The following is a 14,445-nucleotide window of genomic DNA, read 5'->3' as shown; positions in this document are numbered from 1 at the left end:
CTTATGCGCGAAGAGTTGAACCAAGGCCTGATCGACTTCCTCAAGGCCTCCCCTACCCCGTTCCATGCCACCGCCGCCCTTGCACAGCGCCTGGAAGCGGCCGGTTTCCAGCGTCTTGACGAGCGCGAGACCTGGACCACCGAGGCCAACGGGCGCTACTACGTGACCCGCAACGACTCCTCGATCATCGCCTTCAAGCTCGGCCGCCACTCGCCCCTGCAAGGCGGCATCCGCCTGGTCGGCGCCCACACCGACAGCCCGTGCCTGCGGGTCAAGCCACAGCCTGAACTGCAACGCCAGGGCTTCTGGCAACTGGGTGTGGAAGTGTACGGCGGCGCGCTGCTGGCGCCGTGGTTCGACCGCGATCTGTCCCTGGCCGGCCGCGTCACTTTCCGCCGCGACGGCAAGGTCGAAAGCCAGCTGATCGACTTCAAGCTGCCCATCGCGATCATCCCCAACCTGGCCATTCACCTGAACCGTGAAGCCAACCAGGGTTGGGCGATCAATGCCCAGACCGAACTGCCGCCGATCCTTGCGCAGTTCGCCGGTGACGAGCGCGTAGACTTCCGCGCAGTGCTGACCGAGCAACTGGCTCGTGAACACGGGTTGAACGCCGATGTGGTGCTCGACTATGAGCTGAGCTTCTACGACACCCAGAGCGCGGCCGTGATCGGCCTCAATGGCGACTTTATCGCCGGTGCCCGCCTCGACAACCTGCTGTCGTGCTACGCCGGCCTGCAAGCCCTGCTCACCGCCGAAACCGATGAAACCTGCGTGCTGGTCTGCAACGACCACGAAGAAGTCGGCTCGTGCTCCGCCTGCGGTGCCGACGGCCCGATGCTGGAGCAGACCCTGCGTCGCCTGCTGCCCGAGGGTGATGAGTTCGTACGCACCATCCAGAAGTCGCTGCTGGTGTCTGCCGACAACGCCCACGGCGTGCACCCCAACTACGCCGAGAAGCACGACGCCAACCACGGCCCGAAACTCAATGCCGGCCCGGTGATCAAGGTCAACAGCAACCAGCGCTACGCCACCAACAGCGAAACCGCCGGGTTCTTCCGCCACCTGTGCATGGCCGAAGAAGTGCCGGTGCAAAGCTTTGTGGTTCGCAGCGACATGGGTTGCGGCTCGACCATCGGCCCGATCACCGCCAGCCACCTGGGCGTGCGCACCGTGGATATCGGCTTGCCGACGTTTGCCATGCACTCGATTCGCGAGCTGTGCGGCAGCCACGACCTGGCGCACCTGGTGAAGGTGTTGAGTGCGTTTTACGCGAGTCGTGATTTGCCGTAATTGCAGGATGAACACAAATCAAATGTGGGAGCGGGCTTGCTCGCGAATGCAGAGGGTCAGTCAATACATCTGGTGACTGATCCACCGCTTTCGCGAGCAAGCCCGCTCCCACATTTTGATCTTCATTGTTTGATAGAACGGGCTCAGTTCAACACTTCACTCAGCGGAATGAAGTTGACCCGGTCACCGATCTCCAGCGTCGTCCCCTCCAGCACTTCTACCAAACCTTCGGCCCACGCCGCGCTACGCAGCACACCCGAGCTCTGGTTGCGGTAGATGATCGCCTTGCCCTGCTCCAGCCGCCCGCGCAAATACTCGCGGCGATTCCCCGGCTTGGGCCAGACAAATCCCACGGGCACTTCAATGCGCAGCGGCTGCACGTCTTCCACGCCCTGGCGGCGCAACAGGTAAGGCCGCGCCAGCAAGGCAAAGGTCACCAGCGTCGACGCCGGATTGCCCGGCAAACCGATCACCGGTACACCACGGAAATGCCCGAACGTCAGCGGCTTGCCCGGCTTGATTGCCAGCTTCCACAGCGCCAGTTCGCCCTCTTCCCGCAGTGCAATCCCGAGAAAATCCGCCTCCCCCACCGACACACCGCCGGTGGACAGAATCAGGTCTACCGAGCCCAATGCGCCCAGGCGTTCGCGGGTTTGTTCCAGGTCATCCGGCAGGATCCCGGCGTCCACCACTTCGCAGCCCAGGCGCTCCAGCCAGCTGCACAGCACCCGGCGATTGCTGTTGTAGATCTGCCCGGGCCCCAGCGGCAGGCCCGGCTCGATCAACTCGTCGCCGGTGGACAGCACAGCCACGCGGGCGCGTCGTACCACCTCCAGCCGATCACGACCCAGTGAAGCCGCCAGGCCCAACTCGATCGGGCCCAGGCGTGTACCTGCAGGCAACACCCACTCGCCCACCGTGGTTTCCTGGCCTTGGGGACGGATGTTTTGATCCACCTGCAACGCTTCGGTGAAGCTCACCCGCTGATCGGCATGGACCACGGCGTTTTCCTGCATCTCGACGCAGTCCGCGCCCTCCGGTACCGGGGCTCCGGTGAAGATCCGCGCGCAGGTACCGGCAGCCAAGGGCTCGGGTGCCGTGCCCGCAAAAATGCGCTGGCTGACTACCAGTGGCTCACCGGTCCAGTCCGCCAGGCGCAGGGCGTATCCGTCCATGGCGCTGTTGGGCCAGGGCGGCAAGTCCAGCGTGGAGATCAACGCCTGGGCCAGCACCCGACCATCACACTCGGCCAGCGGCAACGTTTCCCGCTCGCGGATCGGCGCTGCCTCGGCCATCGCCAGCAATTGTTCGAGGGCGTCTTCCACCGGCATCAACGCGCCGGTCTTGCCCGGCTTACCCACGGGATTCACAGGGCTCGGCCTGTTTCAAATGCGGGACGAAGTTGCACGGGCGGTGACGGTTATCCAATTGCTCGGCGAGAATCCCGTCCCAACCGGTGCGCACCGCGTTGGTGGAGCCCGGCAGGCAGCACACCAGTGTGCCGTTGGCCAGGCCGGCCAGGGCACGGGATTGCACGGTGGAGGTGCCGATATCGGCCACGGAGATTTGCCGGAACAGTTCGCCGAAACCATCCACCTGCTTATCCAGCAGGCAGCTCACCGCTTCCGGGGTGCTGTCGCGGCCGGTGAAGCCGGTGCCGCCGGTGATCAACACCACCTGCACCACGTCTTCGGCAATCCAGTGCGCCACTTGCGCACGGATTTTGTACAGATCATCTTTAAGCAAAACTCGCTCGGCCAGCAGGTGACCGGCGGCGGTCAGGCGGTCGACGAAGACCTGGCCCGAGGTGTCGGTTTCCAGGGTGCGGGTGTCGCTGACCGTCAATACAGCGATATTCAGGGGTACAAAGGGCGCATCAGCCTTGGCTTTCATGGCTCGGTCCGGTTGTCGAAGGAACAGCCCGATGTTATATCACAGCCCCCCATTTCACTGCCCGCAGGAGCCGTCATGCCAAGCCATTCTTCCCCACTGCCCTGCTCGATCCTTTTGCTGGCCGGCGGTCGTGGCCAGCGCATGGGCGGCCTCGACAAGGGCCTGCTGGACTGGCACGGGCAGCCGCTGATCGCGCACCTGCATCGCCTGGTGCGGCCGTTGACCGACGACCTGATCATCTCCTGCAATCGCAACCAGGCGCAGTACGCGGCCTACGCCGATCAATTGGTCGGCGATGACAGCCCCGACTTTCCAGGGCCACTGGCCGGCATTCGCGCAGGACTGGCGGTGGCGCAGCATGGGCATCTGCTGGTATTGCCGTGCGATGTGCCGCAGATCGATGCACGATTGCTCGCCGACCTGCGCAGCACGGCGCAGCAAAACCCGTTGCTGCCGGTGATGGTGCGCCACGGCGATTTCTGGGAACCGCTGCTCTGCGTGATCCCCACTTCGCTGCGCGAGCCCTTCGAGCGGGCCTGGGCAGCCGGCGAGCGCAGCCCGCGCCAGATCATGCAGGCGCTGGGGGCCAAGGCCCTGGATTGCCCCGCCGACGATCCGCGCCTGGCCAACCTCAATACACCGGAGTTGTTGCACCGCCCGCCCAGCGTGTCAGAATGAGCGTCGAACAAGGAACTTTGCCGACGTTGCACACGTCACAAGGTCAGTACTCAACAAAGCATTCTCTCGGAGACAAACTCATGACTCAACGGACCATCGCCGCTCTCATGCTTGCACTGGGCCTCGCTACCCTTGCCGGTTGCGCCTCGCCGACAGTGATCACCCTGAATGACGGTCGCGAAATCCAGGCCGTCGACACTCCTAAATTCGACAAGTCCACCGGCTTCTACGAATTCGAACAGCTGGATGGCAAGCGCACCCAGATCAACAAGGATCAGGTTCGCACCGTTAAAGACCTGTAAGTCTTAACGCCAGATACAAAAAAGCCCGCGTAATGCGGGCTTTTTCGTTGCTGGGGTTTACCAGTCCAGGCTGATCTCGCTGCGAAAGTCGCGCTCAAGGCCGGTGACCGGGTCGATGAAACGCACCCCCTGGGCCAGCAGCTTGAGCGGGTTGGCGTAGTCGTCCTCGGCATCCTTGATAACGTCGGGGTAGAACGGATCGTTGCAGATACTCGCGCCCAGGGCCGTCATGTGCACCCGCAACTGATGCTTCTTGCCGGTCACCGGAAACAGGCCATAGCGCCACAGGTCGCCATTCTTTTCCCGCACCTCGACCGCCGTCTCGGTGTTGCTCGCCCCCGCGCCTTCCTGCATGCGAAAGAACGGCTCGCCATCCACCAGCCGGCTTTTGTGCACCAGCGGAAAGGTCAGCCCAGGCAATGCAGGGGCAATGGCTTCGTAGAACTTGTCGATCTTGCGCGTGGGAAACAGCTGTTGATACGCCGAGCGCGTCTGGGGGTTGGCCGAAAACAGCACCAGCCCCGCGGTATGCCGATCAATGCGATGCAGCGGCACCAGCGCCGGGTTGTCGAGGCGACGGATCAAACGCCGCAACAGGGTCTGCTCGACGTATTCACCGGCAGGCGTGACCGGCAGGAAGTGCGGCTTGTCGGCTACCACCAGGTGTTCATCGGCGTACAGGATCGTCTCCTGCACCGGGATTACTTTCTCGTTCGGTACTTCGCGAAAGTAGTAGATGCACAGGCCTTCGCGGTAGGCGAGGTCCTGATTGATGGGGGTGCCATTGATGTCCAGTACCCGGCCTCGGGCGATGCGGTCCAGCCATTGCTCACGGCTGATGGCCTGGAAGTGCTCACACAGGCAATCCAGCACGGTGGCCCAGGCGCCTGGCGGCAGGTACAAGGTGCTGGCTTGGTGCTGGGCAGCGGAAAAAACGGACATGGGCAGGCTCAAGACGTGGACATACAGGCGCACATTATCCCGCATGCACCCGGATCAGGCCCAGCACAGATTCAGGCCTTGGCCAATTCCGCGCGCAACACCGGTGACGCACTGGCCGCCTCGGTGAATTCCTTGAGCCAGCGCAGCACATCCACCGCTTCCCAGCGGCCCGGGTCGTAAAGCGCATACAGCAAGCCCTGGTAACCCACCACATCCAGCTGCTTGTGATAACCCGCGCGCTGGAACAGCGCCTCGATCTCGGCAAAGCAGGTGTTGAAATGCACTTTGTTAAACGGCGTCCTGCCTTCCGTGACCAGGCCATCGAGGCGCAGCTCGTTCACCGCGTCGCGCACGACGTCGGCGGACATGCGATTGACGCTGCTTTTCAGTTGCTCAACATTCACCACGGGCGTTCCCTCTCATTCAATCGCTGTACAAACATACAGTAACCGAATAATCGGGAACTCGCCATCGCCGAGTGCTAGCTAAGAAAGTTCACTACCTGCGCTTCGTCGAACGGCCACTCCAGCTCCGCGCCCGTGTCTACCCGGCGCAGCACCGGAATCCGCAGGCCGTAGGCTTCAGACAGGGCCTCGGAATCGGCGATATCCACCAACTCCACCAGCAGGCCGTGTTCGACCAACGGCATGATTTCGGCTTCGGCAATCTCACACAGATGGCAGCCCAGGGTGCCGAACAACTGACATTCAGGAAGCATGGCAAAGGGTCCGAGAAGAATCAGGCACCTATTCTAACAGCGTCGGGACACTGCAAAAGCCTGACCCAGATCAGCATGGCGTATAACTGATTCAGCGACTCTCGCGACTTTTTTCCCGTAATACCTGCAATGGAGCTGCATGTGTTTGCCAACCTGCTGATTATCCTGGCCTCCTCCCTGGTGGTGATTGCGCTGTTTCGTCGCCTGCAACTGCCGCCGGTGCTGGGCTATCTGTGTGTTGGCCTGGCCGTGGGCCCCACCGCCCTCGACTGGGTCAATGACAGCGAAGAGTTGCCAGACCTTGCCGAACTGGGTGTGGTGTTCCTGCTGTTTTCCCTGGGCCTGGAGTTTTCTCTCAACAAAATGCTCAGCCTGCGCCGGGTGGTGTTTGGCTTGGGCAGCCTGCAGGTACTGTGCTGCGGGTTGCTGCTGGGCGGTTTGCTGGCACTGTTCGGCCTGTCGCCGACGACCGCGCTGTTGCTCGGTGCTGGGCTGGCGTTGTCGTCCACCGCCATCGTCAGCAAGGAGCTGACCAGCCTCGGCGAAATCTTCAGCAGCCATGGCCAGAATGCGATTGGGGTATTGCTGTTCCAGGATGTAGTGGCCGTATTGCTGCTGACCCTCGTGCCAGTGTTCGCCGGTAACAGCGAGCAAGCCTGGTACTGGGCATTGCCACTGACCCTGGGCAAAACCGTGGTGCTGTTCCTTGGCCTGCTGCTGGCCAGCCGCTGGTTGCTGCCGCGTTTGTTCCGTGAGGTGGCGGCGTCCCATTCGGCCGAATTGTTCGTGCTGCTGGCACTGGTGATCGTACTGCTCACCGCCTGGCTGACCCACTTGCTGGGCCTGTCCCCGGCACTCGGTGCGTTTCTCGCCGGCATGCTGCTGGGGGAAAGCCATTACCGCCATCAGATCGAAGCCGATATCCGACCGTTTCGCGACATCCTGCTAGGACTGTTTTTTGTCAGCATCGGCATGCTGATCGACCTGCAACTGTTCGTCAGTCATAGCCTGTTGATTCTCGGCCTGACCCTCACGCTGATGTTCATCAAAGGCTGTGTGGTCGCGCTATTGGTGCAACTGCGCGGCAGCGACGGTGAAACCGCCTGGCGCAGCGGCCTGGCGCTGGCCCAGGGCGGCGAGTTCTGTTTTGCCTTGATGGCGCAAATGCAGCAAAGCCGCCTGCTGCCCGCCGACATCAGCGGCCTGCTGCTGGCTGCCACCTTCTGCTCGATGCTATTGACTCCGCTGTTGCTCAGGGCTGCACCCGCGATTGCCCTGCGCCTGCACCGCAAGCCCAACCAGCAAGTACAGCTTGAAGAGATTACGGCCCTGAATGCCGAGCTGCGCGACCACGCGGTGATCTGCGGCTACGGCCGGGTTGGCCAGTCCATCGGGCGCTTCCTGCACCGTGAACAACAGGCGTTCATTGCCCTTGATGACGACCCGGAGCGAGTCCAGGAAGCGTCTACCGAAGACAGCGCCGTGCATTACGGCGATTGCCGCCGTGGCGCCCTGCTCAGCGCGGTCGGCCTGGAACGTGCGCGCCTGGTGGTGATCGCGGTGGACAACAGCGACGTCGCCCTGGCCGTGCTCAACGAAGCGCGGCGGATCAACCTGACCGTGCCGATCCTGGTACGCACCCGCGACGACAGTCAGTTGGCCGAACTGAAAGCCGCCGGCGCCACTGAAGTGGTGCCCGAGTTGCTGGAGTCGAGCCTGATGCTCGCCTCACATGCGTTGATCCTGCTGGGGTTGTCGGAGCAGCAGGTGCAAGGCCGTGTCGATGAAGTGCGCCAGAGCCGGTACCGGCTGTTACATGGCTGCAACCAGAACGAAGGGGACGCGCCCCTCAATCCTGACTGACCGCGCCAATCTTGTGGATCGACAAATCCGCGCCGTAATACTCCTCTTCCTGGCTCAAGCGCAGCCCGTAAACGCGCTTGATCACCCCATACACCAGGAAGCCGCCGGCCAGGGCTACCACTACCCCCAGCGCGGTGCCGATCAACTGGCTGATCAGACTGACGCCGCCCAGGCCGCCCAGGGCGGTCTGGCCGAAGATCCCGCAGGCAATCCCGCCCCACACGCCGCAGAGGCCGTGCAACGGCCATACACCCAGCACATCGTCGATCTTCCAGCGATCCTGAGCGGCAATGAAGAACCAGACGAACAAGCCGCCCGCCACCACGCCGGTCACCAACGCGCCCACCGGGTGCATAAGGTCGGAACCGGCACAGATCGCCACCAACCCGGCCAATGGACCGTTGTGCAAGAAGCCTGGGTCGTTACGGCCGATCACCAATGCCGCTACCGTGCCACCGACCATCGCCATCAACGAATTGACCGCCACCAGCCCGCTGACCCCGGACAGGGTTTGCGCACTCATGACGTTGAAGCCGAACCAGCCGACAATCAAGATCCACGAGCCCAACGCGAGGAATGGAATGCTCGACGGCGCGAACGCCACCAGGCGCCCTTCCCGATAACGCCCCTGCCTTGGCCCCAGCAACAGCACCGCCGCCAGCGCCAGCCAGCCGCCCATGGCGTGCACCACGACGCTGCCGGCAAAGTCATGGAAGCTGGCGCCGAAGGTGGCCAGCAACCAGGCTTGCAGGCCGTAGTTGCCGTTCCACACCATGCCTTCGAAAAACGGGTAGATGAAGGCTACGATCAACGCAGTGGCACACAGTTGCGGAACAAACCGTGCACGCTCGGCGATCCCCCGGAAATGATCGCCGGGATCGCCGCCGCGAAGGTCAGCAGGAAGAAGAACTTCACCAGGCCGTAGCCGTGGTCGGCGCTGATCACCGCCGCCGGTTGCATGAAGGTCACCCCGTAGGAGATCCAATAGCCTATAAAGAAATAGGCCAGTGTTGAAATCGCGAAGTCACTGAGGATTTTCGACAGGGCATTGACCTGGTTCTTCTGGCGCACCGTGCCGACTTCCAGGAAGGCAAAGCCGGCGTGCATGGCCAGGACCATGACCGCACCAATCAGAATAAACAGCGTGTTGGAGCTGTGGACGAGGGTGTCCACCGCGCTTTGCAAATTTTCCATGGAGGATGGCAGGCCTGCACATGCAGGAAAAAGCACCAAAGCAGTTCATGACCTTCATGATGCGCACTAAATTGGCACCAACGATCCGACCCTCGTTTGAGGCCGTGAACCGCTTTGGCGCAGCGATCATTGAAAAAGGCAGAATCCGACAGGGTTTTTCCGCGAGTTTTAGTTATTTAGGGTAAGGTTTTTCAGGGTTTGAGCCCCAACCGCCCGGATTCAGCGCAAGGCCCCGGGCCTGCGCACCAAGGCAAAGCAAAAGCTGTACCAGACAATTGCAGTGAACCTTCACCGACACCGGTGACTCGAAACCAGAAGTAAACAGACCAGCCACTCACGGAGATAACCATGGCCAGAAAAACGGCAAAGACTGCTCAAGAAATACTGATGGCGGATTTTCAAACCCTGGTCAGCGATACCGAGAAGCTGCTGGACGACACGGCGATCCTCGCCGGTGACCAGGCTGACGAGCTGCGCAGCAAGATTCACGAAAGCCTGCTCAAGGCCCGTGAAACCCTGCAACTGACCGAAGACTCCCTGCGCGAACGCGGCCAGGCGGCGGTCACGGCCACTGAAGACTATGTGCAGGCCAACCCCTGGCAGTCCGTCGGCATTGCGGCCGGCGTGGGCTTTTTGATCGGCCTGCTGGCTACAAGGCGCTAATCATGTCTATCGGCGAATCCGGCTCGTCCACGGGCCCAAGTTCTACTTCACGGCGCCTGGGCGCGGCTGTCCTGGGTTTGCTGCACAGCCATGTCGAGCTGTTCGGCATCGAGTTGCAGGAGCAGAAAGCCCGCACCGTCAGCCTGTTGCTGTTCGCCGGCCTGGCGCTGGTGTTTGCCTTGCTGTTGCTGGTGGGTTTGTCGGCGCTGGTGATGATTCTGGTGTGGGATACCTACCGCCTGACCGGGATTATCAGCCTGTGTGTGTTCTACATACTGGCCGCAGCATTCTGCGGGTTGCGCCTGAAGGCGGCGGTGTTCGATGAGTCCACGCCGTTCCACGCCACCCTCGAAGAGCTGGCCAACGACCGGGAGCGCCTGCTGCCATGAGCATGACTGAATTGCCGCAAAACACTTCCCGGCGAGAAATGCGCAAGGCGTTGATCCGCCTGCGCATGGAAATGCACCGCCAGGAAATCCGTCACGAGTCCCAGCAACTGATGCTGCCGCTGCAAAAGGTCCGCAACATGGGCCAGAGCTGGCAGGACGGTTTTGGCATCAAGCACGCGCCGCTGTGGGGCGTGGGCGTGGTGACGCTGCTGGGGTTTCTCACCGGCAAAGGCGCCAAGGGTGGCGGAATCGGCACCATGACCCGCCTGGTGCGGCTGGGTGCCGGCCTGATCCCGCTGATCAAACTGGCCATGCAAGGTGCTTCGCGCAAAAGTTGAGCGTGCTGGCTGCATTCTTGCAAACAGATCAGGCCCGGCCCTCTCCATTGAGGGCCGGGCCTTTTTTATTTCCGGTCTTTTAAGGAGGCCCCGTGATCGACGGGCAACCGCTCGCCTGCTTCCAGCCATTCATCGACACCGCCACCGGCCGCATCGCCGGCGTAGAAGCCCTGGGCCGCCTACGCCAGGCGAATGGCCAACTGCGCTCGGTGGGTCCGCTGTTCGCCGACCCGCGCACGCCCTCGGTGGCCTTGCGCCGCCTGGACCGGCAGATCCGTGACAATGCCCTGAGCCGCCTGCATGAAGCCCCGCAGGAGTGGTTCCTCAGCCTGAATATCTCGCCACGCTGGATCACCCGCCTGCGCCCGGGCCAGGCGCTGCCGAGCCTGAAGCAATTGCAACTGCATAACGTCGACCCGCGCCGCATCGTGTTCGAGATCACTGAACTGGGCGGCGATATCCTGCGCCTGGCCGAAGTCGTCGAGCGCTACCGCGAGGCCGGCGCGCGGATTGCCATTGATGACTTCGGCGCCGGCTATTCGCAGCTGGACCGGGTGCTGGCCTTGCAGCCGGACATTCTCAAGCTGGACATGCGCCTGTTCCAGGCCGCGGCACGCGGTGGCCCGAGCGGTGAGGTGGTGCGGGCACTGGCGCAAATGGCGGAAAAAACCGGCTGCTGGATCATCGCCGAAGGGGTGGAAACCGAGGCCCAACTGAATTTCGCCCTGGAATGCGGTTCGCGTTATGTCCAGGGCTACCTGTTCGCCCAGGCCCAACTGGACTGGTTCGACACCGACGCATTCGTGCCGCGCTTCGCTCAGTTGCGCACCGGCTATGTCCAACAGAAGCTCGCCGAACGTGGCCGGATCATGCAACTGCGCCAGCAACTGGCGGAGCTGATGCAGATCCTGCAAACCTGGGCCCACACCCGTGCACCGCTGAGCCATCTGCCGCAATTGCCGGGGTTTCCCTGGCTGCTGCGTTTTTACCAGTGCGACCGGCATGGCACGCAACTGACACCCAACTTCGAATGGCACCAGGGCGCCTGGCAAGCCGACAGCCGCTACCTGGGCCACAACTGGTCATGGCGTCCGTATTTTTATCATTTGCTGGCCGAAGGTTGGGGAGGAGCGGCGGCTGACCCTGTCCTCAACCTATCGCGATGCCACGACCAACCAGTACTGCCTGACTGCCGGACAATTCTTTGATAATGGTCAGCGCCTGCTGTTAATCGATATCGACGCCGCCGGCCTGTAGTTTTTCGCTTGCGAAGGCCTGGCTGAACCGGGAAGCTGGGAGCCGTCATTCACCGCACGGAGAGTACCCGCCTTGGATTGGCCCACCCTGCTTACCCGCGAACGCCTTGGAAAACCCCTGCACAGCCCGGAAGAACTGGGGCGCAGTCCGTTTCACAAAGACCATGACCGCATCATCTTTTCCGGTGCGTTTCGCCGCCTGGGCCGCAAGACGCAAGTGCACCCGGTGACCAGCAACGATCACATCCACACCCGGCTGACCCACTCCCTGGAAGTCAGTTGCGTGGGACGATCCCTGGGCATGCGCGTAGGCGAGACCATCCGCAGTGCCCTGCCCGACTGGTGCGACCCGAGCGACCTGGGCATGGTGGTGCAGTCGGCCTGCCTGGCCCATGACATCGGCAACCCACCCTTCGGCCATTCCGGCGAGGACGCGATCCGGCACTGGTTCCAGCAAGCTTCAGGCCGTGGCTGGCTGGATGACATGAGCAGCGCCGAACGCAATGACTTCCTCAATTTCGAAGGCAATGCCCAGGGCTTCCGGGTACTCACGCAACTGGAATACCACCAGTTTGATGGTGGCACCCGCCTGACCTACGCCACCTTGGGCACCTACCTGAAATACCCCTGGACCGCCCGCCACGCCGACTCCCTGGGCTACAAGAAACACAAGTTCGGCTGCTACCAGAGCGAACTGCCGATCCTGGAGCAGATCGCCCAGAAGCTCGGCTTGCCGCAGTTGGAAGAACAACGCTGGGCCCGGCACCCGCTGGTGTACCTGATGGAGGCGGCTGACGATATCTGCTACGCGTTGATCGACCTCGAAGACGGCCTGGAAATGGAGCTGCTGGAATACGCCGAGGTCGAGTCACTGCTGCTGGACCTGGTGGGCGACGACTTGCCGCAAACCTATCGGCAACTCGGCCCGCTGGATTCCCGGCGACGCAAGCTGGCGATCCTGCGAGGCAAGGCCATCGAACACCTGACCAACGCCGCGGCCCGGGCGTTCGTCGAACAACAGGACGCGCTGCTGGCCGGCACCCTGCCGGGGGACCTGGTGGAACATATGCACGGCCCGGCCAAGCGCTGCGTGCTGGATGCCAAGGACATGGCCCGCAAGAAGATCTTCCAGGACAAGCGCAAGACCCTGCATGAGATCGGCGCCTACACCACCCTGGAAATCCTCTTGAATGCCTTCTGCGGCGCGGCCCTGGAACAACATGGCGGTCGCACACCGTCGTTCAAGAACCGACGCATCCTCGACCTGCTGGGCAATAGCGCCCCGGACCCTTCCTGGTCATTGCACGCGTCCTTCCTGCGCATGATTGACTTTATCGCCGGCATGACTGACAGCTACGCCAGCGAGATGGCCCGCGAGATGACCGGCCGCTCCAGCCCGCAATAAATCGGAGCCCTGGCTGATGGCCAGGGCGACTTTTCAAAGAATCGCCCTACGCACGGAACAGAGCGGCCTGATCGAAGTTCTTCCCCGCCGCGATGAATAATCGCGCGCCCTGACCGCAGTCTTTCGACCTGCTCCTGCGCCCGATAGCTGGCGGGCCCATTAACTTCTTACTACACGCCCTGGTGGAGCGTCTTCAGGGCTCTTGTCCATTCCATGGAAAAAACCATGCTCGAACAACTTCGCATCCTGTTGGTGGAGGATCACCCCTTTCAATTGCTGGCCACCCAATGCCTGCTACGAAACTATGGCTACCACGACCTGGCACTGGCCGAGAATGCAGAACAGGCAATGCGGCTGATGACACAAACCGACGTGCCATTCGATATTCTGCTCTGTGATCAATGTTTGCCCGACTTGCCCGGGCTGGAGTTGATTGAAATTGCCAACCGCAGAGGCTTTATAAGGTCCGCGATATTGCTCAGCGGCCTGCCCGTCAATGAACTGGAACACCTGATGGCCCAGGCATCCCGACGCAACTTTGCATTACTTGGCTATTTGTCGAAGCCGTTAAGCCACCTTGAGCTGAATGAACTCATACGCCAATCACGCCTTACTCGCTCAACAGAAAAGTAGGAAGTTAAACACCCGGGCAATCCGAAAACGCCTCTTTATAACGCTGCCCTCTCACGACCAGTTACTTTTAAATTCCACCCACGCAAAACTCTTACACCCAAACAACAAACACCTCACAGAGCGTAATCCCTTGCTTTTTTTGATGTAGGATTATTCTTGTTTTACGTTTGTTCCACATCAAGTTCATCCTCCTTCATTGCCATGTGAGCTAATGTGCCGACTTTATTTGCGCCTGTATGGAATTTGATCATGAACTCAGTTTTTATTATTGACGACCACCCCGTCATCCGACTTGCCATTCGGATGTTGTTAGAACACGAAGGCTATAAAGTAGTGGGAGAAGCCGATAACGGTTGTGATGCGATACAAATGGTCAAGGAGTGTCAGCCTGACCTGATTATCCTTGATATCGGCATTCCGAAACTCGATGGCCTGGAAGTGCTGTGCCGGTTCAACGCAATGAGTACGCCGACCAAGACGTTGATACTCACTGCCCAGACCCCCAAGCTCTTTGCTACCCGGTGCATGCGCTCCGGTGCCGATGGCTATGTGTGCAAGGAAGGTGACTTGAGCGAACTGCTCAGTGCCATCAGGGCGGTCTTGTCAGGTTACAACTACTTCCCGAGCCAGGCCCTTAACGGCAGCACTAACGAAACGGATAACAATGAAGAGCTTGAACTTTTCAAAGTCGTCAACGATCGTGAACTCATGGTATTACAACTTTTTGCCCAAGGCCGGACAAACAAGGAAATCGCCAAGGGCATGTTTCTCAGCAACAAGACCGTCAGCACTTACAAAAAAAGGCTCATGCAAAAACTGAAAGCCAAATCCTTGGTAGAACTTATCGAGATGGCAAAACGTAACGCGCTAGTGTGAGA

At 61.1% G+C, this 14,445-nt stretch carries 15 protein-coding genes and 2 pseudogenes; 11 read left to right on the top strand and 6 right to left on the bottom strand.

What is annotated here, in order from left to right:
• The first annotated feature begins 3 nt into the window (after nt 1–3).
• A complete protein-coding gene (locus QF039_RS05875; protein WP_003209095.1) occupies nt 4–1,293 on the top strand; it encodes a M18 family aminopeptidase in 1,290 nt (429 codons plus the stop codon).
• Between the two features lie 143 nt (nt 1,294–1,436).
• Here QF039_RS05875 and glp read toward each other — a convergent pair whose 3' ends face one another.
• Together glp and moaB are read right to left on the bottom strand one after the other, a co-directional pair.
• Entirely contained in the window at nt 1,437–2,663 is a 1,227-nt protein-coding gene (glp, locus tag QF039_RS05870; protein ID WP_307517144.1) for a gephyrin-like molybdotransferase Glp, read from the bottom strand.
• Complete coding sequence (gene moaB / locus QF039_RS05865) at nt 2,647–3,186, bottom strand: molybdenum cofactor biosynthesis protein B (RefSeq protein WP_003209092.1); 540 nt, start codon at nt 3,184–3,186, stop codon at nt 2,647–2,649. The genes glp and moaB overlap by 17 nt, the downstream gene beginning before the upstream one ends.
• Nucleotides 3,187–3,261: 75 nt before the next feature.
• Between moaB and mobA the strand changes: the two genes are divergently transcribed.
• Together mobA and QF039_RS05855 are read left to right on the top strand one after the other, a co-directional pair.
• Entirely contained in the window at nt 3,262–3,864 is a 603-nt protein-coding gene (mobA, locus tag QF039_RS05860) for a molybdenum cofactor guanylyltransferase MobA (protein ID WP_177035739.1), read from the top strand.
• 80 nt (nt 3,865–3,944) lie between these two features.
• Nucleotides 3,945–4,166 carry a YgdI/YgdR family lipoprotein gene (locus tag QF039_RS05855; RefSeq protein ID WP_003209090.1) on the top strand — a complete coding sequence of 74 codons (222 nt, stop codon included), beginning with the start codon at nt 3,945–3,947 and terminating at the stop codon, nt 4,164–4,166.
• Between the two features lie 57 nt (nt 4,167–4,223).
• Here the strand turns inward: QF039_RS05855 and QF039_RS05850 are convergent, their stop codons facing one another.
• The 3 genes from QF039_RS05850 to QF039_RS05840 all read right to left on the bottom strand — a co-directional run bounded on the left by QF039_RS05850 (nt 4,224) and on the right by QF039_RS05840 (nt 5,826).
• A complete protein-coding gene (locus QF039_RS05850) occupies nt 4,224–5,114 on the bottom strand; it encodes a pseudouridine synthase (protein ID WP_085984630.1) in 891 nt (296 codons plus the stop codon).
• A gap of 65 nt (nt 5,115–5,179) precedes the next feature.
• Nucleotides 5,180–5,515 (bottom strand): transcriptional regulator, encoded by a 336-nt coding sequence (locus QF039_RS05845; protein WP_307517143.1) that lies wholly within the window; start codon nt 5,513–5,515, stop codon nt 5,180–5,182.
• 74 nt (nt 5,516–5,589) lie between these two features.
• Nucleotides 5,590–5,826, bottom strand: a complete 237-nt coding sequence (locus QF039_RS05840; RefSeq protein ID WP_003209085.1) for a glutaredoxin family protein — start codon at nt 5,824–5,826, stop codon at nt 5,590–5,592.
• Between the two features lie 141 nt (nt 5,827–5,967).
• On the opposite strand from QF039_RS05840, the gene QF039_RS05835 reads away from it, so the two are divergent.
• Nucleotides 5,968–7,689: a monovalent cation:proton antiporter-2 (CPA2) family protein gene (locus tag QF039_RS05835; protein ID WP_307517142.1), complete on the top strand. Its 1,722-nt coding sequence runs from the start codon at nt 5,968–5,970 to the stop codon at nt 7,687–7,689.
• Here the strand turns inward: QF039_RS05835 and QF039_RS05830 are convergent.
• A pseudogene (locus tag QF039_RS05830) lies at nt 7,676–8,883 on the bottom strand (ammonium transporter). The gene QF039_RS05835 and the pseudogene QF039_RS05830 sit on opposite strands and share 14 nt — an antisense overlap.
• Before the next feature lie 348 nt (nt 8,884–9,231).
• On the opposite strand from QF039_RS05830, the gene QF039_RS05825 reads away from it, so the two are divergent.
• From QF039_RS05825 to QF039_RS05795, 7 genes and pseudogenes are all read left to right on the top strand, one after another.
• Entirely contained in the window at nt 9,232–9,546 is a 315-nt protein-coding gene (locus QF039_RS05825) for a YqjD family protein (RefSeq protein ID WP_003209080.1), read from the top strand.
• A gap of 2 nt (nt 9,547–9,548) precedes the next feature.
• Nucleotides 9,549–9,935, top strand: coding sequence for a phage holin family protein (locus QF039_RS05820; RefSeq protein ID WP_003209078.1), 387 nt, complete (start codon nt 9,549–9,551; stop codon nt 9,933–9,935).
• Entirely contained in the window at nt 9,932–10,273 is a 342-nt protein-coding gene (locus tag QF039_RS05815; protein WP_008432159.1) for a hypothetical protein, read from the top strand. Before QF039_RS05820 ends, QF039_RS05815 begins: the two co-directional genes overlap by 4 nt.
• A 92-nt stretch (nt 10,274–10,365) precedes the next feature.
• Nucleotides 10,366–11,530: pseudogene (locus QF039_RS05810) on the top strand (EAL domain-containing protein).
• A gap of 72 nt (nt 11,531–11,602) precedes the next feature.
• A complete protein-coding gene (locus QF039_RS05805) occupies nt 11,603–12,934 on the top strand; it encodes a deoxyguanosinetriphosphate triphosphohydrolase (RefSeq protein ID WP_003209075.1) in 1,332 nt (443 codons plus the stop codon).
• Nucleotides 12,935–13,159: 225 nt separating this feature from the next.
• Nucleotides 13,160–13,567, top strand: a complete 408-nt coding sequence (locus QF039_RS05800; protein ID WP_087694775.1) for a response regulator — start codon at nt 13,160–13,162, stop codon at nt 13,565–13,567.
• Nucleotides 13,568–13,816: 249 nt separating this feature from the next.
• Nucleotides 13,817–14,443, top strand: a complete 627-nt coding sequence (locus QF039_RS05795; protein ID WP_003209072.1) for a response regulator transcription factor — start codon at nt 13,817–13,819, stop codon at nt 14,441–14,443.
• Nucleotides 14,444–14,445 lie beyond the last annotated feature (2 nt).

Source organism: Pseudomonas sp. W2I6, assembly GCF_030815935.1.
Taxonomy (GTDB): domain Bacteria; phylum Pseudomonadota; class Gammaproteobacteria; order Pseudomonadales; family Pseudomonadaceae; genus Aquipseudomonas.
This window is presented reverse-complemented; position numbering and strand designations above follow the sequence as displayed.